General features: G+C 53.6%; 29 protein-coding genes, 2 tRNA genes and 1 pseudogene. 11 read left to right on the plus strand and 21 right to left on the minus strand.

The window, feature by feature from the left end:
• Positions 1–229: 229 nt before the first annotated feature.
• On the plus strand, positions 230–1,792 hold the full coding sequence (locus GCD22_RS03510; RefSeq protein ID WP_081576817.1) for an APC family permease: 1,563 nt from the start codon (positions 230–232) through the stop codon (positions 1,790–1,792).
• Between the two features lie 278 nt (positions 1,793–2,070).
• The gene (locus tag GCD22_RS03515; protein WP_153940428.1) at positions 2,071–2,757 is read left to right on the plus strand and encodes a YoaK family protein; all 687 of its coding nucleotides are present in this window, start codon (positions 2,071–2,073) and stop codon (positions 2,755–2,757) included.
• A 367-nt stretch (positions 2,758–3,124) separates the two neighbouring features.
• Here the strand turns inward: GCD22_RS03515 and GCD22_RS03520 are convergent, their stop codons facing one another.
• Both GCD22_RS03520 and GCD22_RS18355 read right to left on the minus strand, forming a co-directional pair.
• Positions 3,125–4,024: a phospholipase D-like domain-containing protein gene (locus GCD22_RS03520; RefSeq protein WP_081576825.1), complete on the minus strand. Its 900-nt coding sequence runs from the start codon at positions 4,022–4,024 to the stop codon at positions 3,125–3,127.
• A gap of 5 nt (positions 4,025–4,029) precedes the next feature.
• Positions 4,030–4,446, minus strand: a complete 417-nt coding sequence (locus GCD22_RS18355; RefSeq protein WP_244947573.1) for a hypothetical protein — start codon at positions 4,444–4,446, stop codon at positions 4,030–4,032.
• A gap of 124 nt (positions 4,447–4,570) precedes the next feature.
• Here GCD22_RS18355 and GCD22_RS03530 point away from each other — a divergent pair, with 124 nt between their 5' ends.
• Positions 4,571–5,101: a 3'-5' exonuclease family protein gene (locus GCD22_RS03530; RefSeq protein ID WP_211371689.1), complete on the plus strand. Its 531-nt coding sequence runs from the start codon at positions 4,571–4,573 to the stop codon at positions 5,099–5,101.
• Complete coding sequence (locus GCD22_RS03535) at positions 5,011–5,592, plus strand: IS630 family transposase (protein WP_226859265.1); 582 nt, start codon at positions 5,011–5,013, stop codon at positions 5,590–5,592. The genes GCD22_RS03530 and GCD22_RS03535 overlap by 91 nt, the downstream gene beginning before the upstream one ends.
• A gap of 576 nt (positions 5,593–6,168) precedes the next feature.
• On the opposite strand, the gene GCD22_RS03540 is transcribed toward GCD22_RS03535, so the two are convergent.
• Positions 6,169–6,942 carry an oxygenase MpaB family protein gene (locus tag GCD22_RS03540; RefSeq protein WP_244947574.1) on the minus strand — a complete coding sequence of 258 codons (774 nt, stop codon included), beginning with the start codon at positions 6,940–6,942 and terminating at the stop codon, positions 6,169–6,171.
• Positions 6,943–7,448: 506 nt separating this feature from the next.
• Here GCD22_RS03540 and GCD22_RS03545 point away from each other — a divergent pair.
• The 4 genes from GCD22_RS03545 (at position 7,449) to GCD22_RS03560 (ending at position 9,677) form a co-directional block, all read left to right on the plus strand.
• On the plus strand, positions 7,449–7,697 hold the full coding sequence (locus tag GCD22_RS03545) for a hypothetical protein (RefSeq protein WP_081576819.1): 249 nt from the start codon (positions 7,449–7,451) through the stop codon (positions 7,695–7,697).
• A gap of 55 nt (positions 7,698–7,752) precedes the next feature.
• On the plus strand, positions 7,753–7,899 hold the full coding sequence (locus tag GCD22_RS03550; protein WP_153940429.1) for a hypothetical protein: 147 nt from the start codon (positions 7,753–7,755) through the stop codon (positions 7,897–7,899).
• 89 nt (positions 7,900–7,988) lie between these two features.
• Positions 7,989–9,221: an IS256 family transposase gene (locus GCD22_RS03555; protein WP_425321085.1), complete on the plus strand. Its 1,233-nt coding sequence runs from the start codon at positions 7,989–7,991 to the stop codon at positions 9,219–9,221.
• A 75-nt stretch (positions 9,222–9,296) separates the two neighbouring features.
• Positions 9,297–9,677, plus strand: coding sequence for a hypothetical protein (locus GCD22_RS03560; RefSeq protein ID WP_153940430.1), 381 nt, complete (start codon positions 9,297–9,299; stop codon positions 9,675–9,677).
• Positions 9,678–9,693: 16 nt separating this feature from the next.
• Here GCD22_RS03560 and GCD22_RS03565 read toward each other — a convergent pair whose 3' ends face one another.
• Positions 9,694–10,530 (minus strand): SDR family oxidoreductase, encoded by an 837-nt coding sequence (locus tag GCD22_RS03565; protein WP_244947575.1) that lies wholly within the window; start codon positions 10,528–10,530, stop codon positions 9,694–9,696.
• 31 nt (positions 10,531–10,561) lie between these two features.
• Between GCD22_RS03565 and GCD22_RS18125 the strand changes: the two are divergent.
• Positions 10,562–10,714 (plus strand): annotated as a pseudogene (locus GCD22_RS18125) (IS5/IS1182 family transposase); the annotation flags it as partial.
• Positions 10,715–10,890: 176 nt separating this feature from the next.
• Here GCD22_RS18125 and GCD22_RS03570 read toward each other — a convergent pair.
• The 17 genes from GCD22_RS03570 to GCD22_RS03650 all read right to left on the minus strand — a co-directional run bounded on the left by GCD22_RS03570 (position 10,891) and on the right by GCD22_RS03650 (position 21,696).
• On the minus strand, positions 10,891–11,367 hold the full coding sequence (locus GCD22_RS03570; protein ID WP_081577182.1) for a cupin domain-containing protein: 477 nt from the start codon (positions 11,365–11,367) through the stop codon (positions 10,891–10,893).
• Positions 11,368–11,593: 226 nt separating this feature from the next.
• Positions 11,594–12,679: an IS630 family transposase gene (locus GCD22_RS03575; protein ID WP_065972780.1), complete on the minus strand. Its 1,086-nt coding sequence runs from the start codon at positions 12,677–12,679 to the stop codon at positions 11,594–11,596.
• A 221-nt stretch (positions 12,680–12,900) separates the two neighbouring features.
• Positions 12,901–13,158: a hypothetical protein gene (locus tag GCD22_RS03580; protein WP_081577181.1), complete on the minus strand. Its 258-nt coding sequence runs from the start codon at positions 13,156–13,158 to the stop codon at positions 12,901–12,903.
• A gap of 52 nt (positions 13,159–13,210) precedes the next feature.
• Positions 13,211–13,278: transfer RNA gene (locus GCD22_RS03585), tRNA-Ser, on the minus strand.
• A gap of 427 nt (positions 13,279–13,705) precedes the next feature.
• A complete protein-coding gene (locus GCD22_RS03590; protein ID WP_153940431.1) occupies positions 13,706–13,951 on the minus strand; it encodes a hypothetical protein in 246 nt (81 codons plus the stop codon).
• Positions 13,938–14,243: a hypothetical protein gene (locus GCD22_RS03595; RefSeq protein WP_071182662.1), complete on the minus strand. Its 306-nt coding sequence runs from the start codon at positions 14,241–14,243 to the stop codon at positions 13,938–13,940. Before GCD22_RS03595 ends, GCD22_RS03590 begins: the two co-directional genes overlap by 14 nt.
• Positions 14,240–14,629, minus strand: a complete 390-nt coding sequence (locus tag GCD22_RS03600) for a putative PDDEXK endonuclease (RefSeq protein WP_153940432.1) — start codon at positions 14,627–14,629, stop codon at positions 14,240–14,242. Before GCD22_RS03600 ends, GCD22_RS03595 begins: the two co-directional genes overlap by 4 nt.
• Positions 14,626–14,832: a hypothetical protein gene (locus tag GCD22_RS03605; protein ID WP_153940433.1), complete on the minus strand. Its 207-nt coding sequence runs from the start codon at positions 14,830–14,832 to the stop codon at positions 14,626–14,628. The genes GCD22_RS03600 and GCD22_RS03605 overlap by 4 nt, the downstream gene beginning before the upstream one ends.
• Entirely contained in the window at positions 14,829–15,254 is a 426-nt protein-coding gene (locus GCD22_RS03610; RefSeq protein WP_153940434.1) for a TubC N-terminal docking domain-related protein, read from the minus strand. Before GCD22_RS03610 ends, GCD22_RS03605 begins: the two co-directional genes overlap by 4 nt.
• Entirely contained in the window at positions 15,241–16,569 is a 1,329-nt protein-coding gene (locus GCD22_RS03615; RefSeq protein WP_170286688.1) for an AAA family ATPase, read from the minus strand. Before GCD22_RS03615 ends, GCD22_RS03610 begins: the two co-directional genes overlap by 14 nt.
• On the minus strand, positions 16,566–17,453 hold the full coding sequence (locus GCD22_RS03620) for a toprim domain-containing protein (protein WP_153940436.1): 888 nt from the start codon (positions 17,451–17,453) through the stop codon (positions 16,566–16,568). Before GCD22_RS03620 ends, GCD22_RS03615 begins: the two co-directional genes overlap by 4 nt.
• 98 nt (positions 17,454–17,551) lie before the next feature.
• Complete coding sequence (locus tag GCD22_RS03625; RefSeq protein ID WP_153940437.1) at positions 17,552–17,884, minus strand: hypothetical protein; 333 nt, start codon at positions 17,882–17,884, stop codon at positions 17,552–17,554.
• Entirely contained in the window at positions 17,881–18,108 is a 228-nt protein-coding gene (locus tag GCD22_RS03630; RefSeq protein ID WP_153940438.1) for a hypothetical protein, read from the minus strand. The genes GCD22_RS03625 and GCD22_RS03630 overlap by 4 nt, the downstream gene beginning before the upstream one ends.
• 125 nt (positions 18,109–18,233) lie before the next feature.
• Positions 18,234–19,037 carry a hypothetical protein gene (locus GCD22_RS03635; protein WP_153940439.1) on the minus strand — a complete coding sequence of 268 codons (804 nt, stop codon included), beginning with the start codon at positions 19,035–19,037 and terminating at the stop codon, positions 18,234–18,236.
• Positions 19,034–20,104, minus strand: coding sequence for a tyrosine-type recombinase/integrase (locus tag GCD22_RS03640; RefSeq protein ID WP_153940440.1), 1,071 nt, complete (start codon positions 20,102–20,104; stop codon positions 19,034–19,036). Before GCD22_RS03640 ends, GCD22_RS03635 begins: the two co-directional genes overlap by 4 nt.
• A 434-nt stretch (positions 20,105–20,538) precedes the next feature.
• Positions 20,539–20,614: transfer RNA gene (locus GCD22_RS03645), tRNA-Arg, on the minus strand.
• A 74-nt stretch (positions 20,615–20,688) separates the two neighbouring features.
• Positions 20,689–21,696: a sodium:calcium antiporter gene (locus GCD22_RS03650; protein WP_081577180.1), complete on the minus strand. Its 1,008-nt coding sequence runs from the start codon at positions 21,694–21,696 to the stop codon at positions 20,689–20,691.
• A gap of 122 nt (positions 21,697–21,818) precedes the next feature.
• Here GCD22_RS03650 and GCD22_RS03655 point away from each other — a divergent pair, with 122 nt between their 5' ends.
• Both GCD22_RS03655 and GCD22_RS03660 read left to right on the plus strand, forming a co-directional pair.
• Positions 21,819–22,442, plus strand: coding sequence for an MBL fold metallo-hydrolase (locus GCD22_RS03655; RefSeq protein WP_081577179.1), 624 nt, complete (start codon positions 21,819–21,821; stop codon positions 22,440–22,442).
• 93 nt (positions 22,443–22,535) lie between these two features.
• A complete protein-coding gene (locus tag GCD22_RS03660; RefSeq protein WP_081577178.1) occupies positions 22,536–24,404 on the plus strand; it encodes a DEAD/DEAH box helicase in 1,869 nt (622 codons plus the stop codon).
• The last annotated feature ends 2 nt before the right edge of the window (positions 24,405–24,406 follow it).

The following is a 24,406-nucleotide window of genomic DNA, read 5'->3' on the forward strand; positions in this document are numbered from 1 at the left end:
GTATAGAGTATAAAGGGAAGACATGCAACATGTGGTACGATAATCGCTTCTCTATCTTTAATTTGTTAAGACTATTGATCTTGGCATATTCGTTGTCATCTTGAATTTAGGTGGGCAATACGAATTTTGTTTCCGGAAAAAAGGCTATTAAATAATTTTTAGCCCTCATATTGATCTGATGGTTATAGTGATTGCATATAATCATCCTGAAAATACTAGGAGTAAAATTATGACTAGCAAAAAACCCAGATTACATCGTGAGCTTGGTAAAAAAGAACTGATTATAATTGGTATAGGTGGTGCCGTAGGTACGGGCGTTTTATTTGGTACGGCGGGCATGACTGCTGTCGCTGGTCCAGGGGTAATTCTTGCTTGGCTAATTGGCGCACTCATGTACTTGACAGTGGGCCTAACATATGTAGACCTAAGTTATTTGTATCCTGAAGAGGGTGGCCCTTCTCGATATAGCCTATATACTTTTGGCCCAGTGACCAATATGATTAATGCCATTTCTGATTTGCTTTGGTATCTTTTTATACCACCCATCGAAGCACTTGGCACCGTAATGGGTTTAAATTATTTTTATCCACACTTGGTTAACTCATCCGGAGATCCAACTTTATCTGGCGCGATATTAGGTGTTATTTTCATGCTGATGTTTTTTCCTTTCAACTATTACGGGGTGAAGGCATTTTCAAATAGTACCAACTGGTTCGGTGGGCTGAAGTTGGTTTTATATTTCTTGGTAGCTCTTGGATTTATATCATTTGGTCATTTCGGTAATTTTAGCCATTTTGGTGGCGTCTTGCCATTTGGTATGGCAGGTGTCTTTGCGGCCATCCCTCTGGGTATGTTTGCTTTTGGTAGCCTTAGGGTCATACCTGACTATACCGAGGAGGCAAAAGACCCAAGTGTCATTATGCCTTCCATTCTTTGGTCTCTACTTGGCCAGTCTATCTTATACATTCTTTTTGGTGTTGCATTGTTGTCGGCATTGGATTGGGGTACGATTCATATTGCTGCAGGTCACTGGGCGGACCTTTCGAAAATTGCAGGAAATCCATTTTTGGTGATGGCAGCGGGTTCGAAGGCGACATGGCTGATTGCTATTGTGGTAGCCATTGCCATAATCGGTCCCTTTATTACTGGATATATTTACCAGGGTGCTGGAAGCCGAATTTTGTTTGCCATGGGTAGATCGAAAATTGTCAGCAAGAAAATGGTTGAACTCAGCCATAATCATGGCATTCCTGTAAAATCATTAGTAGTTACAACCGTCATCGGAATCATAGTAGCTTTTATAGCTGCGCCATTACCATCCATTTACAATTTGCTGAGTGATGCCGTGGTTGCTGGTTACATTGGTTTTGCAGCTAACCCGCCAATCATGCTGGCATTACGCAAAGAGGGACGTCAGGGGCGTTTTACGTCAAATTCTGTTAGTACCATCATTGCTGTATTGGCATTTGCTTCGGCTTCATTGATTATCTACTGGTGTGGCTGGCCCTCTGTCCCTTATGCAAGTGTTATAGTCTTGTTACTCGCTTTAGTCTTTGCTATGACGGGAAATGTGAAAAAAGGCCTTATAAATTCAGTATGGTATATTGCCTATATTCTCTTCCTTTCAGGCATGACTTACATTGGTAGTGAGGGCGCAAAAAACTTTGTCAGTGTGCAGATTGGTAGCGTTATCGTGGTGGTGGTCGCATTGGTTATTTTTCTACCATGGGGCGTCGCATCACGCATGGAAGAAGCCAAGCGTCCCAAGTTCTCGCCTCAGTTACAGAGCTAGTTTTTTATCTGGAGTTCCACTTGCGCAAGGTCGTAAATGGAACTCTGTAATATTCGGGCTTCTGCGGATTCATTGTTATCCGCAGAAGTTTTTTTATACGGTTTTGTGGGAGGAGGCGCTGATAAATTTTCATCCCTTAGATCTGTTTAGTTGCTTTCGAATCGTTCTGGCCACATCACATGCACAATGTGGCATATTCAATTACTTTGATTCCCTGAGTATGCAAGTAAAGAATCCTGAACAATAAGTTAGGAGGATATTGAGATGACCTGTATTTTATGAATGAGCGATCTTCTGCGCCCCAACGCCTGGGGAAATCCGATCGGAACATGCACCTTCTCTCAGCCACCTCTGGCGGAGCAGACATTGTCGCCTTTCTCAAATTCCACATGGTCTTTACCTCGGCCATGACCGGCAATCTGGCTCTGTTTGGTATTGCCGTAGGCCAGGGACGCCTGCTCTCAGCTACCCATTCTCTGGCCGCACTTCTGGATTTTATAGTGGGTATCGCGCTCGGGAGCATGTGGAAAGAACATCTCAATGGATTACGAATACTTCTCTGCATAGAGACCTTTTTTTTGGGGATTTATGCTTTAGTCTGGATGCTTGTAGGTTTTCCTGGTGATGGTGTATTGCTCTATGTCCTGATTATGGCTTCAGCGCTAAGCATGGGCCTGCAAAGTGTGGCAGCGAGATTAATTAATGTCGCAGGCGTTCCTTCTGTCGTGTTCACGAATACCTTGACCAGCATTGTCATTACTTTTGTCGAAAATCTTCGCAAGAAACGCCCGCTTCCCTTTGCCTGGCATCAACAGCTAGCTGCACTATTTGCATATCTGGTTGGTGCGATTTTGTTTGCTTTTTTTCTTTTCCGGGTTCCCGTTCTCGCAATGGTTTTGCCGGTATTTCTAGTTGGTATTGCGTTGCTAAGCCACTGGAAAAGTACGAGGGCCGGCTCCGATTAGGGATTGAGTCGGAGTGGTGCCCCGAGCGTGAGTCGAACGCGCGACTTACCGCTTAGGAGTCGGTTAAAATGCGTTTTTTCCTCTTTTTTCATCAATGGCATATAGAAAAAAATTACAATATGTTATGCGTGCATCTGTATATTGGAAATCCCTAATATTCCCCATCATTCCTGTGTTCGAGATGGCGCCAGGGTGGCGCGGGAATCAAGCACTTAGAGCGTGACATCCAATGTGGTAGTGAACACGCCACCGGATCAAACCGATAGCTGATTACAGCTGTTGGAAGCCGGATCAGTCGGCACCAAGCACAAGGGCAGATGGCTGTCGCTGTTATCTGCGAAGTCATGAGATAACCGCAATGTCACGTTTACATGCTACCCCGTCCAGCCCTCACCCAATCCCGATTAAATTGGGCCTGCAGTTCCGATACCGAACGACCATGCAGCAATAACCCCATTTCTCGATTGGCCTCCAGTGAAGTCTCCGTGAAATTCTCGGAGCCTATCAATGCCTCATTTCCGGAAATTACGGCCTTGGCGTGCATGTAAACCGGCTTCACCGGCATCAAGCGTACCTGAACCCCATGCGCGCGCAGGAAGGCTACATCCTGCTTGTCTTGGGCGTTGATACTGGCGGGCAGGATTACTCTGGCCAGAGCGCCTTTTTGGGCAATAGCATCCAGTGTCGGGCGATATGGACCCATTTCCTCGCTTTCGATGTCTATCGGACCCGGTTGCTGGATGACGCCGATGATCTGCGCGGCAGATGTGCGCGGCGCAAGAACCAGAACGCGATGTGCATAGGCCGGGGCCCGTCGATTGTTCCAGTCGGCATGGAAAACAGCGTTGGCCGCCTTGACCAAGGCAGGATCCTTCGTGACATATAAATACTCCCGATTCCGATGAAAAGCACTCCAGTCAAAGTTTGCCGTACCGATCTCGCATTCATGGCCTGAACAGACGTACTTGGCATGAAGAAAAGCATAGTGATTTCCATGGCTGGTAAAGCGGTAAGGGGCCAGATGTAAAATAGCGCCTGTCGCCTTGATCTCCCGTTCTTCCTTGCGCACCTGCCAGGGTTTCATGTCATAGGGCTTACCCTCGATAATCACACGCACATTCACACCGCGCGCATGGGCGGCTTTCAATGCCCGGAGAATAGGGCGGTCGGAGAGATAATAAACCCCGACACTGACCGCGTGATGGGCTGATCGTATCAGCTGCACAATGGGTGCAGGTCCCGCATGGGGCTCAATATAGAGCGGCATATGGATCAAAGCCCGCCATGATATTTAAACGAAATCTCGCTGCACTGTGGGCAGACAAAGACCTGTACCTTGAGCTTCTTCTCGAAGGCTTCCTCGCCATCATCGGCCATCTGCCCAGCGATCATGCCCAAAGCGGCACCACCCAAGCCCGTTAAACCGCCCATACGAAGGCCATGGGCGCCCATATTCTGCATGGGCGTCTGGCAGCAAGGGCAAATGGCAGTTTGTTGTTCCTGGTGTTTTTCTCCAAATCCAAACATGTGATGGTGCTCCTTTTTGCTGGTTTGCGGAAAGATGTCGTTAATCGGGATACGCCACGCCTCGTGCCCGGCACAAAGGCAAAGAAAGACGGCCAGCCCGGAAATATTGTGATGAAGATACCACCAAGTGAGTCCTATTGCTGTATCCCACAAGCGCATCATGGATGGCAGCCATCTTGATCAAGGCTGTAAAAACCAACTTAGGAAAATAGTTAAACATTCGCCTAATAAAGTGGTAAGTTGTCCCTAGCTGGAATCTATAAAAACCACTTTATTAGGCCGCACCTTGAACGAAAATAAAGAAACCCGCTTTGCACCACAGTGTTTATCCATTGACCTTGAAGTAGGCAAAGCGGATGAGCAAATTCATCAACTTGCCGGTATTCGTGGGGATACCGGCAAAACAGTTACCTATCGTAACGGCCCGCTCAATGAGGCCCTTTCCCGTCTTGATGCCCTCTCTGTAGGGGCTGCCTTTACGTTGGGGCACAACATTATCGCTTTTGATTTACCTTATTTACGCGCTGCCAAACCGAATCTTCAACTACTGCAACTGCCGGTAGTCGATACGTTACGGCTCAATCCTCTGGCATTTCCCCGCAATCCTTATCATCATTTAGTCAAACATTATCAGGATGGGCAACTTGAGCGTGGTCGTCTGAATGATCCCGAACTGGATGCGCGCCTTACTCTGACACTGTTTTCCGATCAGCGTGAGGCCTTTGAATGCCTGCAAAAAACCAATCCTCGTCTGCTTGCGGCATGGCACTGGCTGGTTACTGCGTCAAAAGGGCATTGGAGCAGAATCCAGAAGTAGTCCGTCAGTGGTTGGAACAGGATTATCCCCGCCTGCGCGCGCAAGCGGCCCAAGAGGGAGCGGTGATTTATTGGGGGGACGAGACGGCCGTCAAGGAAGATGCCCATTGGGTACGCGGGTATGCGCCTCGGGGACAAACGCCGGTATTGGCGGTTCCCGCCCGATGGGCCACGCTCTCCATGATCTCGGCGATTTCTCCGCAGGGCAAAGTTGCTTTCCAGATTGTCGAAGGCCGCATTGATGCGGAGCGTTTCATCACCTTTCTTACTGCCTTGATTCAGGACGCGCCCCAGAAAACCTATCTGGTCGTCGATAATCTGCGGGTGCATCATGCCAAAGTGGTAACGGCTTGGCTGGCAGATAAAAAAGACCGCATTGAGCTGGCTTTTCTGCCGCCCTATGCGCCAGAATCCAACCCCGACGAATACCTGAATCGGGATTTTAAAACTGCTCTGCGCACAGGTGCAGTCAGTACGGCGCCGTCTGTTTAGTTCGCAAAAAATGGTCTTCTTCTCACAACCATGGAGACCGTGTCATGCAAACAAAGCTCAACGCCACCCAGCGCCTCAACACCCCTTGGAACAAAGACAAAAATCATAGGTCAGAAACGGCCCTTGAAACTACAGGAGGTATGGGCCACTAGGATTCGCCTGCAACTGGCCTAACAGATCCATGAATTAGCCCTCTTCAACCTCGCCATCGATAGCAAATTGCGGGGCTGTGACCTCGTGGGACTGCATGTTTCCGATATCGCACATGGTCACGCCGTCATGCACCGCGCCATTGTGCTCCAACAAAAAACTCAGAGGCCCGTCCAATTGAGATCACCGAACACACCCGAGAGGCCCTGACTGCTTGGATCACCCATGCCAAACTCAAGGATGACCAGTTTCTTTTCCCCAACAGGAAACACGCCTCACCTCATCTTTCCATCCGTCAGTATGCGCGTGTTGTAGAACGTTGGGTTATTTCTATAGGTGTAACTCGTGGCAGTCTTTTGAGCATGAATATTGAGAATCGCGACTGGTAGATAGGAAAGGCCAAGAGCTTGACTATAAAGTAGACCTTCAATCGCGCTGCTGCGTAGGTTTTTCTGGGCCTAGATCGTCAATGCGATAGCCATCTGGGTAGCTTGGCCGGTGCAATTGCGTACGCATCACGGGTTTGTTTCTGATCGGTAGCGCACTGGCTATTCGTCCGCGCAAGTGTAATGCACGGGTGAGCATTCGGCTCAACCAGATTGATTGTCCAGGTAAGCCTAAGGCGTTGAGTAAGGGTCGATCCAGCAGCGCATAAACGGCAGGCCGTCCCAGGCGAAACAGTACGGGCGGCATATAAAAACCCAGCAGCAAGTCTATCGTTTTTTCTGCGACACATCGGTTTGAATTTGAATAATGAAAACGCTCTGCCTCATAGGACTGATTAAACTGCTCCAGTTCAGCATATTCATCATGAATACCTTGGATGTTCATGCGCATGCCTATGGCCCGCCAGAAGTGGAACCAGGCCAAGCGTTCTTTTTCTGATAGGGGGGGATGCCCGAAACGCTCTATCCACCGTATAGGTTCAAAAATAAACGTGGACAATACATATAGATAGTCCTCATTGCGAATCGTATATTTGGCGTGCTGGCGGTTGATGTTTTCAATGGCAGCCTGTCCTCGTGGACTATCGTAGCCGTGTTCAATCAATTCACTGAGGAGCAGGTCGGTATCATCGTAACGTTTGCGGGTGTATTCAGTGAGTTCTCCTGTGTGGCGAAGGAGACCAGAAATACGGGGGACCGCATACGTACGAAACAAAGCTAGTTCAAGCGCACGCGGTATATCAAAAGGATACACACAAGTTGCCATCAGAAAAGTGATTCGGCAGTGATCCTTGACCGGATCTAACTGGAGAATTTCACGATCATATGCGGTAGTCATGGCTGATTTACAAAAAGCTTGGAAGGCATCGGTTTCCTATGCGCGCCTTATGAGCGCTTCATGTCTTGTAGAGAATCAAAAATCTGTGGAGTCACACTACTACAATGGCAGGAGACGGGTACAGTACGATGAAGAAATCACTGTCCGGACTGGCAGGTTTCGGCGGCCACGCTGGAAAGTCATGACATGCTCTGTCTGAATTTTATGGCCACGCCGCTGACCAGTCGTCGCTCCAGAGCATTGGACAAGTTTCTGGAAATCGTAAAAAGTTAGAAAGATACGGATGCGGCGTTTTATGGAAGCGCTGTACTGTGAATACCCCCCTCAATAACTCTGGGTATGCTTATCCCGACAAAAAGCATATCCTCTATACAAATGCGATTTCATCCATGAACTGAGCAACTGGAGGCTATTCAAAACACATGAATCAGAACGGCCGACAGGAACATGGGGATAACGCAGAAACTCTGATAGAGATTACCCCGGATAATAACCCACCGCTTATTAATATCGGGATCAGCAAAGAAAACTGGAAAAAACTGATCGTAGCGAAAGGCAATGAGACGAAGGCCAATGCCTGGGTCAGATCACGTCTGCATGAAGTGTCTGGGTTAAGTGCCGAGGTGCGCGGCATTTATATGCGGGTAATGATCGAAAACTTTTTCGGTTAGAGACCTCTGCCGAACCATCGGAAAGCATCAAACGAGCTTCTGGAGAATATCAAAAATGGACAACGCGATCAGAAGCGATAACCAGTGCTTTTCGGTGAATGCTGCAGATAGACTAGCGGCAAGCAAAGAAGATGAAGGAGGAAGCGCCCATGGAGCTATGCTCGAAAGTGGTGTACGGGCGCGTTACAACTGGCTTGAATGAGGTGGCGTACTGTTGCTACAAAGGGTTTCCGACTCAAAGAGCAACATAAGGAGTACGCCGTGGAAAAGAATACCGTAATAGCAGGTGGGATGGGAGAGTTGGGTCTGGGCATTGAAGGGATACTTCGACGCGCGGCACGCTCTCTGATTGAGCAGGCCATAGAGGCAGAGGTGGCGGTATTGCTGGAAGAATTTGCGACGGTGCGGATGGTTGATGGGCGTCAGGCGGTCGTGCGTAATGGGCATCTGCCGGAGCGCGAGATCCTGACCGCTCTGGGTCCGGTACCCGTCAAAGTACCCAAGGTGCGGGACCGCTCAGGATCGGGGATCAAATTCAATTCGGTACTGGCGCCTCCGTATGTACGCAAATCACGAACGGTAGCCGCTACAGTACCTTGGCTCTATCTGCATGGGGTGTCTTCCGGCCACATGCAGGAAGCCCTTTCCATTTTGCTGGGTGATGAGGCCAAGGGACTTTCACCTGCGGTGTTGGGACGTCTCAAGGCGGAGTGGGCGCAAGAGTATGCCCATTGGCAACACCGCTCCCTACAGGGAAAGCGCTATGCTTACTGGTGGGTAGACGGTATTTATACGAACCTCCGTGCGGAGGAGGATCCGCGTATCTGCCTGCTGGTGATTATCGGCGTGACGGCAGAGGGCAAGAAAGAGCTGGTCAGTGTCAGTGACGGCCTGCGCGAATCCAAAGCTTCCTGGCTGGAGATCCTGCGTGACCTGCAGGCGCGCGGTCTGGAGACGGCCCCTTTGCTCGCCATTGGGGATGGTGCCATGGGGTTTTGGGCCGCACTGGATGAAGCCTATCCCGAAACTGGTCAGCAACGCTGCTGGGTGCATAAGACCGCCAACATTCTCAACGAACTTCCCAAAGCCCAACAGAGCAAAGCCAAGGCAGCGTTGCAGGAAATCTGGATGGCCGCCAATCGCCAGGCTGCGGAAAAAGCACTGGACGTGTTTGTGCGCAATTACCAGGCAAAGTATCCCAAGGCCGTGGCTAAACTGGAAAAAGATCGGGCTGAATTGCTCGCTTTCTATGATTTTCCGGCCGAACACTGGCGGCATATCCGGACCACCAATGCCATTGAGTCCACCTTCGCTACGGTACGCCACCGGACTACCCGGACGAAGAACTGTGTATCACGCAGCAGCTTTCTGGGATTGGGTTTCAAGATGCTGCAGCAGGCTGAAAAACGCTGGATTGGGATTTATGCTCCAGAGAAAGTCCTGCAGCTTTTTGCAGGGGTGAAATTTATCGATGGCTTACCGGCTAACCTCACCCTGCCGGATGATCAACAGACCGCCGCCTGATCTATGTCAGAAAATGCTCATACACCAGATTTGACTATAGCTCTGAATACCCATGTGGGAAGCAACTGAACCCAAATGAAACAATCCCTGCGTATCACCCTTGCTACTGCACTCCCGGCGGTAGTTCTTGCGTGTATCGCGTGCGTGAGCAATCAGGCTCTGGCCAATACCACGCCTGCGCAAACCCTCGCTCCGTCTGCTGCGACTTCAGGAGTGGCCGTCGTGGACGGGCGGTTAGTCGTGGCTGGAACCAATCAATTATTTATACCGCGAGGATTCACCTCGGTTTCCTTGGCCTATCCCACGCAGTACGCTGCCACTTTATGTAGTAGCCATTTTCGTGCCTCTCCCGCAGCAACTAATCTTCAGGAAGCGCAGGCAGCTATAACGGCAACAGCAGCGCAGGCCTTATTGTTATCTTGTGTATGCAATCGAGTTGATGGGATTGATCTTTAATTTCAGCCGAACTTCCCTATGGCACGATTTGCTTGACAGGACGAACCAGAATTTCTTCGACAAGCACATGAGCCGGTTGAGCAAAACTGTATACGAGAGCCTGGGCAACATCATCTGCATGGAGAGCCTCCAGGGACTCTCGTCTTTTGTGCATGCTCTCCTCGGAAACATTAAAACCCCATTCTGTCCAGACTGCACCCGGCTCAATGAGTGCCACCCGAATACCTTCCGGCCCGAGCTCCTTACGTAAGGCGTCATGAAAGCCGACTACCGCAAATTTGGTCGCATTATAAACTGACCAACCAGGAAGACCGTAGCGACCACCCACGCTGGAAACCGTCGAAATCATTGCCCCGGGCCTCCCTCTAAGTAAGGGTATAGCTGCATGTGTACAGCGGAGCACTCCGTACAAATTGGCATCAATCATTTCTTCCCATTCATGCGGTTTACTATCAGCAAACTCAGCGTGATAACCGAGACCAGCATTATTGAATAGCAAATCAATTCCATTAAAATGATTTCCAACAGCTTCAAACAAATGAAGCACTTCCTCCGGTTTTCGCAAGTCAGCAGGCATCACCAAAGCGGTATCGCCAATTTCCTGGGCCAGTTTTTCTAAGCGCTCGCGACGACGAGCTACCAGGACTACATGCATACCCTCGGCCGCAAGCAGTCTGGCGCTAGCCTCACCAATTCCACTGGATGCTCCAGTGACAACAGCAACCCTACCTTTTAAATCTTGCATTTTCATGAAATAACCTCTCAACATGGGGAATTTATATACCGTCCAGTTGGTATTAACCGTAGTCAAGGTAAACCGTTTCGTCAAGCTGGGATGGCTTTTGTGACGCAAGATTTGATCTCGTTGGTCTTGAAAATTAGCGCTGAAAGGCAGAGCTCATCAGAAACTGGATCAGTTGGACGAACCGCTCCTGCGGATTGACTCCTGTATCGACTTTACGGCACTGGCAGCACAGGTGGATGGCGCGGCTCCTCGACCGGTGAGTCCCCAGGGTGGTCGCCCGCCTTATACAACTCCTTTTTCACAGGACGAAAGTTTCCTGCCAAATGACCATTTACACAAAAATTCTTACACCCCCGACGGTGAATAATTTGAGGATAGCAACCTCAAAAGAGGTGCCGATCGCTCGCTGGTCTGGGCTGCATACCGATATCGTCGCAGCAGGAAAACGGGCTTGTTCGATAGCCCCGCCTACAAGTAATGGCGTAACGCAGCCATCTCTCCTTCAAAGTGGAGAACATGGCCTGGAAGATCGCGCACAAACTGAAAGTCTCGAAAATCAAAGCCGGGGGTAACAATGCACCCCATCAGAGAAAAAGCCCCAAGGCTACGGGCACACTGCCAGGCTTTGCCGGGAACAATTGCCTGGAGAATCTGCCCTGCGTCGAGATCATTACCCAGAATGTGTTTCTGAAGATGGTGTGTCTCCGTGTGGTAGATGATCAGCTCCAAGGGGGCGCCCTTGTAAAAATGCCAGAGTTCAGTAGAGGGGATCATATGCCAGCGGGACAATTGATTTACTGCCAGCAGGTAAAAAATGCTGGTCAGGGTAGGGCGATCTCCCTGTGGGGTGCTCACCATTTCTGGCGATGTAAAGTTCCGCCGATACCAACCCCCTTCTGGGTGCGGTTGAAGATCAAGCTGGTGGATGATTTTCTGTGTGGACATGGTTAAGAATAAAAGGCGCTCTTCAACCCAACAGCCTTGCCAAATCTTCTGCTTTCAGATGATTGTATCGTTTTCATCGTCGGTTAGACGGCAATCTCGCGATTGCGGTTGCGCTGGCATTTCCATCTGTAGGCAAGGATTCCCGTGTGGTAAGGGGATGTTCCATTCTTTGATGGCGTGAGTAATTACCCTGGACAGCAAAGCGATTTCGTGTCGCACAGTCTGACTAGTGTAGTGTTGCATTCTGTTTGCTGCTTAAATGGCTGTTGGCGCGAATGACTTTTTGCAGGATGTCGCGGGCGGTTTTGGTCCAGATGAAAGGTTTGGGATGGGTGTTGTGGTGGTCGATGTACCCCTCAATGGCCTGGATGAGTTCAGGCACACTGGTGAACACCCCACGACGTAACCGCTGGGTCGTGATATCCCGAAAGAAACGCTCGACCATGTTGAGCCAGGATGCCGAAGTGGGCGTGAAGTGCATGTGAATACGCGGGTGCTTGTCGAGCCACGCCTGTACTACCGGGTGTTTATGGGTCGCATAGTTGTCGGCAATCAGATGCAGAGCCTTGTCCCTGGGCGTCTGCCGATCAATTTTCTTCAGGAACTTCAGCCATTCCACATGGGTATGGCGCTGTTGACACTGTCCGATGACCTGACCATCCAGCACGTTGAGGGCGGCAAACAAGGTCGTAGTGCCATTACGTTTGTAGTCGTGGGTCATCGTTTCTGCGCGGCCCTTTTTGAGGGGGAGTCCCGGTTGGGTCCGGTCCAGGGCCTGTACCTGACTTTTTTCATCCACGCAGAGCACCAAGGCATGCTCCGGGGGAGACATATACAACCCCACAATATCTTCCAGCTTTTCCACAAAATGCGGGTCACGTGACACCTTGAAACCACGCAGCAGATGAGGCTTGAGGCCATGCTTGCGCCAATGCCGTGACACACTGGCGGCACTGACACCCAGTTCTGCCGCCATCCTACGCGTACTCCAATGCGTCATCGCTTCCGGCTTACTCTGCGTGGTCAATTCTACCAGACGGGCCACATCCACTTTCACCGGAGGGGCGCCGCGCGGTAAATCGCGTTCAATGCCCGACAAGCGGTGTTCCAGATAACGCTTGCGCCAACGTGCGACTTGCAGGCGATCCACCCCCAGGCGCTCCGCAATTTCTTTGTTCTGCAAGCCCTCTGCCGCCAGCAATATCATCCGTGCCCGTAATGACAAGCGGACACTGCTTAATCGGGAGGCGACTATACGGGACAACTCGGACCGCTCTTCGCTGGTTAAAGTGACTGTGGGCGCAACTCGCAAGGCTCGACTCCATTCATACCCTCAACATGGAGCTATTTTATCATCATTAACCTTAAGGTTCACCAAGAATGCAACACTACACTAGAAACCTTGCGTCCAGTTTTTGAACTGACAGTGTTTAACCGTTTGTCCCTGTATTTTGCAATCAAGTCTGGCGTCAATTGCGACAGTGCATATTTCCCTAAGCTGGATTTTTTGAGAATACGGATCACAGATTCCGCTCATTGACGGCTCTTTTTCAAAGGCAGTATTTCACGGGAGTAGCGATCCAGTAAATCGGCAAGGATGGTTGAGTCCGCCAGTCCACGATCCCGCCAGATCCCGCGCATCATTTCAGATTCTGTAACGGCTGCCCATTCTTTGGCTTCAGCTTTGGTTCTGAATGTCTTGACCTGGAGTGGAAATCCCTTGCGTTTGATCTGCGCTTGCCAGCCGATGGTGAAACCGTCCTGGTCTTCGCGTGAGCGGATGGTAGCCATATTTGCCACATCAGTTTGTAACCTAAGTATGGCGTCAGGGTATTGTTTTATATGGTGCCCCGAGCGCGAATCGAACGCGCGACCTACCGCTTAGGAGGGGTAAGACGTACCAATAACGGCAACACAAGGGAAGGCACAGGATAAGTAAAAACAGTATATTACGCGCTTGCGCTGTTTCCGGTTGCTTCCTGAGATTGCCCCTTTTTCGCCCCTGAGTGTCCCGCCAGTGTCCCACGGGACAATCCACGCTGCCAGCGCCAGCACCCCATAACGACGCGCACGCGCACGCATGAGCTTCCACTCTTTAGGGCCCCCAAAAATTCAGGGGCAGGGGATTGACAGGGGCATTCATGGGGTTGGTTCGATAATATGCCCGTTTTCCGCTTTTAGGTCAGCAGCCCATGACAGGCACGCGCGTTTATAGCTCCGTAAAAATACAGACGCTCAGGAAGGGGTCATATCTGCCGTGTAGCGCACGCAATCGGTGCGGGTGGTGCATGGGTGGCTCAGGCACAAAAAACCCCGCCAGAGAGGGCAGGGCGATTGCTCAGGACTTCCGGCGGCTTCCGGGTGGCTGTGGTGGTGGCGCTGGGGTCCGGGCTTGTCGTTCCGCCTCAATCTCGGCGGGTGAGCGGGCAAACAATCGCGCCCAAGCATCAGCATACCCACGCGGCACGGCTGCCAATGGGCGCGGCGGTGTAAAGCCTTTCCGCTTGGCCTCCTGTGCAAGCTGCTCCTGCAAATCCTCGGCGGTGGTGCCAAGGTCAGCGGCAAAATGGCTAAACTTGGTCATGGCGTACCTCCTCAACGATACGCGGGTCAACGATGGTGCGCCTGATTTCGACAATGGGGTCATGGGTAACGTGGGCATCCAGCGAGATTTCAGACGGTAGTATCCGGCCCAGCAGAGACATAAACGCCCGTGGGTCTGCTTTGGCTTGCGCGACAAGCCATGTTTGCCCGCCCAAGTCATCCAAAGCGCCCAAAATCATAGCCTTAACGCCCGCATTTATTCGGTTCGGGCTGCCCGCAGGTCTGCCGAGTCCGGCCCGACCCCGCGTATTTTGGCCTATTTTATCGCTCATGCTTCACCCCCTAACGATTCACGAATGACGGTGCAGGCATCCGACAAGGCCAGCTCGCACAAGCTGCCCGGTGCCGTGAATACCCCCGGCGCGATATGGTGCAGGTCCAGAACGGCACGCCACGGCTTCCGGCTTTGCCTGTAGAACAATGCGGGCTTGCGGCTGAGGTCATCGGCCTGCCGCTGGGTCTGGCTCCACCATGACGCAAGGCTGAGGGCTTCGCAGCGTTTGCACTCGATAGCCCAGCCCGGCACGTCCAGAGCATCAGCACCCCCGCCCCGCGTCTGGGTGAGATTGCGCGTCACGGTGACGCCTAACTGCTCGGTCAGCAGGGCGAATAATTCACGCTCGCCCCGGCTGCCCTTGTTTCTCTGTGACGCGCTCATTCCGTCACCTCGAACGGCACGCGGCCAACTTCGCGCCCTTCTGTATCCTCCGCCACCAGTTCGGACGTGTCAGGGTCAAAGGCGATATGTAGAGACTCGCCCCCGCAGGTGGTAAGGGTGGCCTGCTCTAAGTGCGGCAATGCCCGGAAAAATGATACTGACCGGCGCAGCGCGGTTTGTGGGTTCCATCGTTCGTCTGTCATGTCTCGTTTCCTTCATAGCTGTGGCACGTCCTCGGTGCCATCGGGTAGCAGGCTTTATAACCAGAGCCACCAGACGGCGGCCCGGCTCCGGTGACTCCGCAGCGGCCTACCCCTTGGGCTGGGTTGATGGTATCGGGAAGGAAGTGACTACATGCCCCGCAATGGGCCATATCTTGCTCAGGATGCACGCAAGCGGCGGGGGCGGCATCAGTGGCGCTCCGACCGGCTGGCGCTGATTCTGCCGCCAATATGGATACAAGCGCGGCGCGATGTTCCCGGATGCGCTGGCGTAGTTCATCGGTCAGCATGTCAGCAGGTGACACCCTCAGACGTGAACCCTCGGCGGTGAGGGCGAACCCTGCCGCCTTGAGTTCCGCCAGAATGGAAGATGCCGCCATAGGTGAGGGGTTAGAAGTCTTCATAATTTTCCCCTTCATCGTTCCCCACGGCGTCCTGTTTCCGGTAACGGGGCGGTAACGTAACGGCGGGGTCTATAGACCCCCCCGGACCGGACGTTACCAGTGAGCCGGGGTAACGTTTGTTACCGACCGTTACCGGACCGTTACCCGTTACTTTTACGGTACTTCCTTGAATTTCAACAAGTCCTAGCTTTATGAGGGACGTTTTAGCGTCATAAAACCTTTGCTTATTAAGGCCCGCACCCTCCCGCCACTCAGTAGTCGTTACCTTGGCGGATTCTGGGTCGTTACCGGCCTGCTCAAGATTAGCGCGGCGGTTGGCGTACATTTCCCGCAGGACGCCAAGGCATAACGTCTGATTTTTGCCTATGGCCTCATCCTGCCCCGGTGCATCGCACGGCTCCAGCACGGCGCTATAAACGCGCTCCCCATCTTCATCGTTCCAGCCCGTATCCACCCCCGCCAGTTGGAAGGTAAGGGGCTTGAACCCTTCCGACTCTTTGGATTTGGTCGATGCCAGAGTAATAACCTGCCCGTCTTTGGTGGCGGATAGTTCGGTATCCAATGCCGCCTTGATTGCAGAGGAACCCCGCGCACGGTCTTGATTGTGTCCGGCATGGTGGACCAGTATCACGGCGCACCCGTAACGCTCCCGGATGGCATCGCAGGCTTTTATGAGTTCGCCCATGTCTCGACTTGAGTTTTCATCAAGGCCCGCAGCGGCACGGGCAAGGGTGTCAATCCAGACTGAGGACGGTTTGCCTGTTCCAGCGTCCGCTATGGCGGCGGCGATTTCCTCCACGGCCTCAGCTTCACCCATCGGAACCATGCGAGAGGACACATAAAGCGGCGCGTCCTGTAGTCGTGCATCTGGGTTGCTGAGCTGCCACGCCCGCAGGCGGCGAGATACACCCCCGCCACCTTCGCCCAGAATGTAGACGGACGGCCCTTGGGCGACTCGGTGGCCGTGCCAGTCCGACCCGCAAGCGATGGATGCCGCCATGCTGAGAGCGATAAAGCTTTTTCCGGCCCCCGGCTGACCGTACAACATCGCCAGAGTGTCGGCCTCGACAATGCCGCGTATCAGCCAACGGACGGCGGGCGGATTGGTCAGCAAATCCCGGACGTGCCGCAAAAGGGGCGGACGTGCTGGCTGTGGCTCCGGCAATTCATCAGCACCAGCAGACGGACCCGCAGCAGGCACAACAGACAGGCGCGGTGTTGGCTGTTCAACGAGTTCGTCGTATGCGTCCAGTGGTGGCAGGTCGTCCGGCTCAGTGAGTCCGCGCAGGATGGGGAAGTCTCGTAAATCGCTCATGAGGCCACCCCCTGCCGCCATATTTGCAGGTCGTTAAAGTCATTCACCCATGCCGGTGCGTCGTCTGGGAGGTGAGGCCATATCCATTTGGCACGGGAGGCGACAGCGGCGGCTTTGGCTTTTGTCATTCCAATTTCGCCAAGGTCGGCGCATATCACAATATCCAGTGCAGGGAATCGGCGGCGTGCCTCGACTGCCACGGCCTGCATATTTCCGCAGTCCAAAGCAGCCAGAACCACGGCCCCCGGCGACAGTGCCGACAAGGTCTGACCAGTGGCCCAGCCTTCGCATATCAGCAAGCGGGAATCGGGTGAAGGCATCCCGGTTACAGGGATATAATGCCCAGCCTTTGCCATGCCGCTGATAAATCGTTTGCCGCCTTGCTCATCAATGAATTGCAGGCCATGCAATGCCCCTGAGAAGTCCACCACGGGCAGGACCAGAGACGCCCCGGACTGGCGGGCAATGCCTGGCACAGTCTGTTTTTTCAGCAGATACGGATGGTTCGGGCTTGCTGGCGCTGCATCTGCCCATATCCTGATAGCCTTTGCAGCAGCGTCACGGTGACGGGCTTCCTGTGCCTCCTGAGCGCGTTTCCTGTCCTGCTCGATGCGCTGACTCAATAGCGCACGTTCGGACGCTGTGAGGGCACTTTGACGCTTTCCGCACCATGTCAGACGCGCACCTGTCCGCCAGTTGCCAGCAGCACCAGAGGCAGGCGCGTCCGGGTGGAAGTTATACCAGATTGAAAGCGCCCCGGCCTTGTCATCAGCAGCACGGGCGCGGTGTAGCTGACCGTCTGGGGTGATATGGGCATCTGCCGCTAGAAAGACACCAGAGGCACGCATGGCTTCCTGAAAGGCCACCAGAGGATTATTTACCATGGCGGCCCTCCTTGGTCTGGCGGCGCACCCAAACGAGAACGCCCAGAGAGTAGGCAACAATGAAGGCGGCATATATGAAAATCAGCAGGATACAGGTATCATTCCCCATGGCGGCGGCCCTCTTCGTCGGTGGCTTCGTCGTCGGTCTTGCTTGCCGTGCCTTGGGCGGTGTTCTCAGCATCGCCCCCTACCTCGAACATTTCCCCTTGAGGCCCAGCGCCCGGCATCACATAAACAGCGATGCCCCCCGGCCCCCGTAGCGTCTTGATGTTGGCCCCGCGCTTGCGTTCCTTGTGGACCCACGCGGCCAAGCGCCAATGACCTGTTTCCCGTATCTGGCGCGGGTGGCTGATAGGTTCGCCCGCTTCCAGCTTTTCGGTTGCCCAGGTGTCCACGGTCGGGCGCGGTTTCTTCTCTGGCGCGGCGCTCATGCTGCCCCCCGGATATGCTTTGCTCCACCTTCCCGGACCCACGAGAGGAAGCGCGGCTCATCAATCAACACGCGGCGGCCAAAGCGAACCACGGCCCCGGACTTCTCGGCATCATCGCCACGGTAGAACAGCAGACTACGGATTCCGCCAGCAGTGAAAGCGGGCTGCTTTTCGGTGAACTGGCGGACGGTCAGGAATTGCGGATTGTTCGTTACTTCTTGCATTTGTCTATCCTCAGGGTTGCCGGTTTATTCCGGCGATGTGCTGAGAATAGAGAAGCCCCCCGCATAAATAGAAACGCCCCAATTAAGGGGCTAAATATTTAATAGTTAAAATAATAGATGATTATTTAATCACGGCTTTCGGGTGCAAAAAGACTAAGCATATCGGCCTTGTTGCGCTGTGGCTTCGTCTTGGTGGTGCGCTTCCTGCCTTTAAGAATTGTGGCAACATAAGCGGCGGGGTTTTTGGCCTTCAATTCACAGAGGACGGCCAGCCTTGCGATAACGCTGTATCCATTATTCGGGCGGCTAAAGAAGTCGGGCGAATCTGGGAAAAATTGCGCTATGGCTATAACGATATTTGCATCACGGGATTTTTTATTTCCATGTCCAGCGTGCATCCCTGTTAACGCGTCCGGCATAAGTCCGCCAATCGGAGAGACGCGGCCATATTGTGCGCCTGTGGAGAGTGTCGCTAATTTCCGGAACTCATGCGCCAATAGTTGATTGTCAATTCCATCCAATAGCGCGGCGGCTTTCAATGCGTGCTGCACGGCCTCTTGTGCGGCTTTCTTCCGCGACTCGCTCAATTCCAGAGCGTTTTCCTTCTCCCGTAGCAGGTACGCCATGACGGACAGAAAGGCAAAGCGCGGATGCTCTCCGTTCGGTTTCAGGAATAGCAGCGCGTCATCTATGGCGGGAATACCCACGCGCTCAATGTCTGGCTGGCCTTCATAGATGTTGTCAGGCGCGGGGTGCGGTTTCCCAGCGGCTTCATATATCTGCATTTGCCAGCGTGCCATAGCGCCCTGAATATAGGCGCGTGCAAAGTCCCTGTCTGAAATTTTCCCCGCAGCATGGGCACGCTCGAAGGCTTCGGCAAACTCTCGGCGCTCGTTTTCCGTCTCGTCCACCATGTCTCCGGCACTCATGCCGCACCCCCGCCCAGCATCTTAGAGGCCACCCGCTCCGCCAGTGAAGCGGTATGCTGAGGCGACAGGTGCGCGTATCTCTGAACCATTGCCAGCGTTTTATGACCGAGTAACGCGGCCAATTCGGGCAGGCTGGCCCCATTCATTGCCGCCATGGATGCAAATGAATGGCGCAAGTCGTGCCAATGGAAGCCCTCGATGCCTGCCGCCTGTAACGCCTTTTCCCAAGGCTGGCGCAAGTCCACGGCCTGCTTAGGATTCACGCGGGAAGGGAACAACAGGTCAGTATCTATCCGGCGCACTCTGGCCCTCAGCAGCGCCAGCACAGGGGCGGCAAGGTGCAGAGCGCGGCGGCTGCCGTTCTTGGTCTCCTCAAGCTGCAAGGTGGCCCTGTTCAGGTCTATCTGTGACCATGACGCGCCCATCGTCTCAGCCTGCCTGCCGCCAGTGGTCAGCGCCAGCAGCACGGCAAGATATAAATCATCATTGGCGGATTCTTTGCAGGCTAATAGCAGGCGTTCGCGCTCATCGTCTGACAGGTAGCGCACGCGGCCACGGGGTAGGCTTGGCTTAGGTACGCGGTGCATGGGGCTTTGCTCCATCCATTCCCAAGTTTTCACGGCCTCAGACAGTACGGACGCCAAGGCCTGCCTATAGTGGGATACCGTCTGGGCGGCGCGGGGTCTGTCCGGGTGGCGTTCGCTGGGTTCCAGTGCCAACGCTTGCAATGCGTCATTGATGGCTGGCGCTGTCAGGTCTGCCAGTGTCACGGTGCCCAGCTTGTTCCGCCACCAGTGCAACAGAGGGCGGCGGTTGTGCGCTGTCTTAATGCCGGGCAACTTCTCCCGCTCGTAACGCTCGATAGCCTCCGCCAGTGTGTGGCGTTTGGCTTCCACGGTCTGGAAGTACCGACCTTCCCTTATGGCGGCCTCGGTCTGGGTGCCCCATTGCTTGGCTTTGCTGAGACTGGCGAACGTGGCGGACTGGACAGGCTGGCCCCGTAGTCTGACCTTCACCCGGTAGGATGTTGCGCCATCGGTTCCGGTGCGCTTCTCTATGGCTGCCATGCTCAAGCCCTCCAAATGGTGAGGGCTGGCGCTGTATGCGGTAAACTGTGCTTATCCATTGCAGGCTCCTTGTCAGTTTGCCTTGGTAGGGTCGGGCGGGTGCTGATAACACCCCTCGGCCTGTTTTTTATTATAGCAACACGGCAAAAAAAGGCAACACAGGCTGAGCAAGCCCATGCTGTTACAACACAAGGCAATGATTTATATATTATCAGTCCGCCATGAAACGGAGTATGGGGCACTAGTGGGACAGTGCGGGACAAAATGGGGCACTTATCCACAGGTCAGACGGTTGTCACAGTGACACCAGAGGGAAGGTTTAAGGGTGCGGTTTGGGTTCCGGTGAGTGCCCACGGCTTGCGGCTTAGTGTCCCAAGAGTGCCCCATGACGGGGTTTTGATAGTCTGGAATGTTGCTTAACTAGTTGTTTTATTTGGTGCCCCGAGCGCGAATCGAACGCGCGACCTACCGCTTAGGAGGCGGTTGCTCTATCCACTGAGCTACCGGGGCATGAGTCTAGTCTAGCAAAAGCAGGTTACCGGCGGCGAGTCCCCGGTTTATTCGCAGCAGCCAAGCAGATGCTTTCAGGTTAAGGCAAAAAAATACGTGGCATAGCACAAACCGTTTACTGCAAAGTGATAAGGACGCAGGATGACCCCACGTATGACCAGCAAGTAGGTATAAGTGCCGGCCAACAAAGTGAGTCCCGCCCCCAGCAGTACGGGGAAGGAGGGCGACCAGGGGGTGAGTAATACGCCAATGGCAGGCAGGAGGCTGCCCTGAAAAACCAGCGCACCGGTGATGTTGCCAAAGGCGAGGGTATCTTTGCCGCGCCGAATCCAGAGGATGCTGTTGATTTTTTCCGGAAGCTCAGTGGCTATGGGAACCACCAGCAGCGACAGGATCAGCGCCGAGATGCCCAGCCAGTGGGATAACCCTTCAATACCATCCACAAATAAACTGGCACCGAACACTATCATGCCCAAGCCGATCGCCAGTTGCAGCAGAATCACCGGCATTTGCACGGGCAAACCCGCTTTGCTGAGGTATAAGGCATGACCAGCTTCTGTGCCATGACCCTCGGCAACCAGGGCTGCCGAAGCGCGTAGGGTGACCAGCACATATAAAAAATACAGGGTGATCAGAATCAGGGCGATGCCGACTCGTACCAGGGTAATATGATGAGGGACAAACAAGGCGACGCAGGAGAGGCCAAAAGCCGCCAGAAACCATCCCAGATCACGGCGTATTCCGCTGGGTTCTGGCTGCAGGGCACCCTGCCAGCCCCGTTGCGGAGACACAAAAATGGCCATCAGAAATAAGGTCAGGGTGGATAACATCATGGGCGCGCCCAGAATGGCACCGACACCGACTTCTTCACCAAGATGGGCGGGTTTTCCCGATGCGGCCGCAAATACCGCGACGATGGGGACCATGGCCTCCGGCAGTGCCGTGCCTACAGCGGCAAATATCGAACCGGTGACGCCTTCGGATATGCCGAGGCGGTCACCCAGATGTTCCAGGGCATTGGTAAACGCCTCGGCCCCGGCGAGGATGATGATCAGGGCAGCAATCAGCAGGAGTATATTCATGAATGGATTATGCCACAGTGGTCTGTATCCACAACGACAAAAAACAGTCGCAAGATGAGTTTCAGCGTGGATTATGTTTATACTGCAAGCATCATCTGGAATGACCGAGGCAGGAGCAGAGTATGCAAAAGTTGTGCAGTTTCTTCGATCGGGATATTTACCATGTAGAAGGTGGGGGCGTACAGCCAGCAGTATATTTTATTGCCGATAAAGATGCCGGGGGCATTCTCGTCAACGCGCCGGAATATACCGAGGTATTGAAGGCAGAACTGGAAGCTTTGGCTCCGCTGCAGATATTGTTTTTGCCCAGCCATTTTGGGGCTCAGGATGTGTTGCTCTGGAAGCAGGCCGGTTGCAAGCTGGTGGCGCAGCCCGCCGAGGCCCAATTTTTGAACACGCCCATTGATATTGCCCTGGATAGCAAGTTGCGCCTGACGCGCACCATTGATTTTCTGCCCATGTCCGGCCGCACTCCCGGCAGTTGTGCTTTACGCCTGAAAAACAAGCCGGGTGCCATTTTTTTCGGTCCCATCCTCGAATGTGCCAGTCCGGACCAGTGGCCGACCCTGCTGGCCCATGCCGATGATCATTGCTGGGAAACCCGCATTTTCGGCAGCCTCGGTCTTCAGGATGTGCATTTTGAATATGCCTTCACAGATACCTTTGTGGCAGACAGGACGCCCGTTGGTCCCGGGGCAGATCTGGCGATTCAAACAGAACTGCAGGCGGCTCTCGACGCCGACTGATTTTGCCGAAGCGCATTTATCGACAAGAAAACACTGCAAATTCGCGATAATTGGCGTATAGTTCTGACCCTGAATTCTCTTCCGGGTGTGTCCATGTCTCAACAATCTGATCTCCGTTTTAGTGATTTTGCTCTCGCCGAACCTTTGCAGAAGGCGGTGGCGGAGATCGGCTATGAACAGCCTTCCCCGATTCAGGAGCAAAGTATCCCGCCGCTGCTGGAAGGCCGTGATGTCATTGGCCTCGCCCAGACAGGTACGGGTAAGACGGCGGCTTTTGCCTTGCCACTGCTCAGTCGCGTCGACATCAGCCTGCGCATTCCGCAATTGCTCGTTCTGGCTCCCACTCGCGAATTGGCCATCCAGGTTGCCGAGGCCATGCAAAGCTACGCCAAATTTCTGCCGGGTTTTCATGTATTGCCTATTTACGGTGGACAATCCATGGGCTTGCAACTGAAGCAACTGCAGCGGGGGGTACATGTAGTGGTAGGGACTCCGGGGCGTATTCAGGATCATTTGCGCCGCAAAACCCTGCGCCTTGACCAATTACAGGCGGTAGTTCTGGATGAGGCCGACGAAATGCTGCGCATGGGCTTCATTGATGCAGTGGAAGACATCCTGCAGCACACGCCGGATGGTCGGCAGGTGGCCTTGTTCTCGGCGACCATGCCCGATGCCATTCGCCGGATTGCGAAAACCTATCTCAAGGACCCTCTTGAAATCAAAATCAAGTCGGCGACGACCACCGTAGCCACTATTCGTCAGCGTTACTGGCAAGTGAGTGGTACCCACAAGCTGGATGCGCTGACGCGGATTCTGGAAGTCGAAGACAGTAATGCCTGGATTGTATTTGTCCGCACCAAAACTGCGACTGTAGAACTCGCCGAGCGTCTGGAAGCACGCGGTTATGCCTGCGGTGCCCTGAATGGTGATCTGAGTCAGGCCCTGCGTGAACAAACCATCGAACGCTTGAAATCCGGTGCGCTGGACATTGTGATTGCTACGGATGTCGCGGCGCGGGGCCTGGATGTGGAACGCATCACCCACGTCATTAATTACGATATTCCCAATGATACCGAGGCTTATGTGCATCGGATTGGGCGTACCGGACGGGCAGGACGAACCGGTGATGCCATCCTCTTTGTGGCGCCGCGCGAGCGTCATTTGTTGCGGGCTATTGAAAAGGCTACCGGCCAGACGATTACGGCTATGCATCTGCCGAGCATCGAAGATGTGGCCGACCGCCGCATGACCCAGTTCAAGGACCAATTGTCGGAAGTGATCAATGCTCAGGATTTGTCGGTTTTTGAATCGCTCATTGCCGATTATCAGCAGGAACATGACGTGGGCCTCAGTGAAATTGCGGCAGCTCTGGCCTACATGGTGCAAAAAGAACGGCCACTGGTGCCTGTTGAAGAACCCACCCGGCCCATGCGTACTGAGTCCTCAGGATCGGGGCGGCCAAGTCCTTCACGGCGGCGCGGCGATGACGAAAGGCCAGTGCGCAGTGATCGCGGTGCTAACCGCACACCCCGTAAACCCCTTGCTGATGATCAGCCGATGCGGCGCTTCCGTCTGGATGTCGGCGAAGATCACGGCGCCCAGATCAAAAATATTGTCGGCGCTATTGCCAATGAGGCAGGGATTCCCAGTCGCAATATCCGCAAGGTGGAAATCCACGGCGAGTACAGTACGGTAGAGTTACCGGCGGATCTTCCTGCGGCCGCCTTGCAGCATTTGCAGAAAGTCTGGGTGGCGGGACGGCCGTTACAAATTGCCCCACAAGAAGCTGGAGGCGATAAATCGGGAGCACCCCGTCGGTCTTCAGCACCACGTGCGCGTACCGGGGGAGACGCGAAACCATCCAGAAAGATTTTGTCGGCAACTACCAAGCCATCGAAAGGTGAGGGTAAACCGCGTGGTAACTCGGCTGGCAAGCGCAAAAAGCCAACGAGAGAGAGTTAGAA

It is taken from the genome of Acidithiobacillus thiooxidans ATCC 19377, from assembly GCF_009662475.1.
In the GTDB taxonomy this organism is placed as follows: Bacteria; Pseudomonadota; Gammaproteobacteria; order Acidithiobacillales; family Acidithiobacillaceae; genus Acidithiobacillus; species Acidithiobacillus thiooxidans.

Bases quoted from the DNA above. Each gene is read 5' to 3' on its own strand.
- GCD22_RS03520 (WP_081576825.1), bottom strand. From the start codon at position 4,024: ATGCCGCTCTATATTGAGCCCCATGCGGGACCTGCACCCATTGTGCAG.
- GCD22_RS03635 (WP_153940439.1), bottom strand. From the start codon at position 19,037: ATGAGTGCCGGAGACATGGTGGACGAGACGGAAAACGAGCGCCGAGAG.
- GCD22_RS03510 (WP_081576817.1), top strand. From the start codon at position 230: ATGACTAGCAAAAAACCCAGATTACATCGTGAGCTTGGTAAAAAAGAA.
- GCD22_RS03590 (WP_153940431.1), bottom strand. From the start codon at position 13,951: ATGACCAAGTTTAGCCATTTTGCCGCTGACCTTGGCACCACCGCCGAG.
- GCD22_RS03625 (WP_153940437.1), bottom strand. From the start codon at position 17,884: ATGAGCGCCGCGCCAGAGAAGAAACCGCGCCCGACCGTGGACACCTGG.
- GCD22_RS03600 (WP_153940432.1), bottom strand. From the start codon at position 14,629: ATGAGCGCGTCACAGAGAAACAAGGGCAGCCGGGGCGAGCGTGAATTA.
- GCD22_RS03605 (WP_153940433.1), bottom strand. From the start codon at position 14,832: ATGACAGACGAACGATGGAACCCACAAACCGCGCTGCGCCGGTCAGTA.
- GCD22_RS03570 (WP_081577182.1), bottom strand. From the start codon at position 11,367: ATGTCCACACAGAAAATCATCCACCAGCTTGATCTTCAACCGCACCCA.
- GCD22_RS03535 (WP_226859265.1), top strand. From the start codon at position 5,011: ATGCCTGCAAAAAACCAATCCTCGTCTGCTTGCGGCATGGCACTGGCT.
- GCD22_RS03550 (WP_153940429.1), top strand. From the start codon at position 7,753: ATGGACAACGCGATCAGAAGCGATAACCAGTGCTTTTCGGTGAATGCT.
- GCD22_RS03640 (WP_153940440.1), bottom strand. From the start codon at position 20,104: ATGGCAGCCATAGAGAAGCGCACCGGAACCGATGGCGCAACATCCTAC.
- GCD22_RS03620 (WP_153940436.1), bottom strand. From the start codon at position 17,453: ATGGTAAATAATCCTCTGGTGGCCTTTCAGGAAGCCATGCGTGCCTCT.
- GCD22_RS03610 (WP_153940434.1), bottom strand. From the start codon at position 15,254: ATGAAGACTTCTAACCCCTCACCTATGGCGGCATCTTCCATTCTGGCG.
- GCD22_RS03650 (WP_081577180.1), bottom strand. From the start codon at position 21,696: ATGAATATACTCCTGCTGATTGCTGCCCTGATCATCATCCTCGCCGGG.
- GCD22_RS03515 (WP_153940428.1), top strand. From the start codon at position 2,071: ATGAATGAGCGATCTTCTGCGCCCCAACGCCTGGGGAAATCCGATCGG.
- GCD22_RS18355 (WP_244947573.1), bottom strand. From the start codon at position 4,446: ATGATGCGCTTGTGGGATACAGCAATAGGACTCACTTGGTGGTATCTT.
- GCD22_RS03630 (WP_153940438.1), bottom strand. From the start codon at position 18,108: ATGCAAGAAGTAACGAACAATCCGCAATTCCTGACCGTCCGCCAGTTC.
- GCD22_RS03615 (WP_170286688.1), bottom strand. From the start codon at position 16,569: ATGAGCGATTTACGAGACTTCCCCATCCTGCGCGGACTCACTGAGCCG.
- GCD22_RS03595 (WP_071182662.1), bottom strand. From the start codon at position 14,243: ATGAGCGATAAAATAGGCCAAAATACGCGGGGTCGGGCCGGACTCGGC.
- GCD22_RS03560 (WP_153940430.1), top strand. From the start codon at position 9,297: ATGAAACAATCCCTGCGTATCACCCTTGCTACTGCACTCCCGGCGGTA.
- GCD22_RS03660 (WP_081577178.1), top strand. From the start codon at position 22,536: ATGTCTCAACAATCTGATCTCCGTTTTAGTGATTTTGCTCTCGCCGAA.
- GCD22_RS03545 (WP_081576819.1), top strand. From the start codon at position 7,449: ATGAATCAGAACGGCCGACAGGAACATGGGGATAACGCAGAAACTCTG.
- GCD22_RS03655 (WP_081577179.1), top strand. From the start codon at position 21,819: ATGCAAAAGTTGTGCAGTTTCTTCGATCGGGATATTTACCATGTAGAA.
- GCD22_RS03555 (WP_425321085.1), top strand. From the start codon at position 7,989: ATGGGAGAGTTGGGTCTGGGCATTGAAGGGATACTTCGACGCGCGGCA.
- GCD22_RS03580 (WP_081577181.1), bottom strand. From the start codon at position 13,158: ATGGCTACCATCCGCTCACGCGAAGACCAGGACGGTTTCACCATCGGC.